Origin of the sequence: Actinotalea sp. C106, from assembly GCF_023630195.1 — a bacterium.
Taxonomy (GTDB): Bacteria; Actinomycetota; Actinomycetes; order Actinomycetales; family Cellulomonadaceae; genus Actinotalea.
This window is the reverse complement of the sequence record NZ_JALPKN010000587.1, coordinates 1-755: the sequence shown is the minus strand read 5'-3', so window position 1 is coordinate 755 and position 755 is coordinate 1. Positions and strand designations below refer to the sequence as shown.

The 755-nt window shown below is 73.0% G+C and carries 1 protein-coding gene; it reads left to right on the top strand.

Translation table 11 applies throughout. The features are described 5' to 3' along the window. Positions 1-170 precede the first annotated feature (170 nt). Positions 171-755, top strand: a 585-nt coding sequence (locus L0B03_RS19655) for a L,D-transpeptidase family protein (RefSeq protein WP_250448598.1), incomplete at its 3' end; no start/stop codon positions are given.

The window sequence follows — 755 nt, the reverse complement described above, 5'->3', positions numbered from 1 at the left end:
AGCAGGCGGCGTGCGGTACCGACGCAACCCCGGCCGGTCCCGCCGCCCCGCCGGCGACGGCCGTGCCGGGAGCCGTCCAGTACACCGGCTGACACGGCCAGGCGTGCGGGCTCGGGGGTCGGACCCCGAGCCCGCACGCGTCCTGCCCTGACCGCCCCGACCGGAGAGCCGTGCCACACCGCGCCACCGCCACCATCACCCTTGCTCTTGCCATCCTGCTCGCCGCGGGATGCTCGCAGCAGGAACCCGTGACGCCAGACCCCCGGCCGACGACCACCGGGGCGTCAGAGACCGAGCGCGACGACGTCACCGAGGTCACCGAGCGGCCGACCGCTCCTGAGGCCAGCAAGGCCACGACAGCGCTGGCGCAGGAGGTCACCGTCCACGAGTCGCCCGGGGGGAGCGTCACGCACACCTTCGACCAGGTCACCCCCTCGGGCGTCCCGCTGACCTTCATGGTCCTGGCCGAGGAGGACGGCTGGCTCGAGGTCCAGCTCCCGGTACGCCCCAACGGCACCAGCGGGTGGGTCTCGACGGAGCAGGTGGTCGTGCTGGAGGTCCCGTACCGGCTCGAGGTCTCCACCGCGGAGAACAGCATGGACCTCTACCGCCACGGGCTGCTCGTGAGCAGCTTCTCGGTGGCCACCGGCACCGGGGACACGCCGACCCCTCGGGGCACCTACTACCTGACGGAGCTCATCGCCCCGACCAACCCGGGCTACGGCCCGTTCGCGTACGGCGTCTCAGCCTTCTCC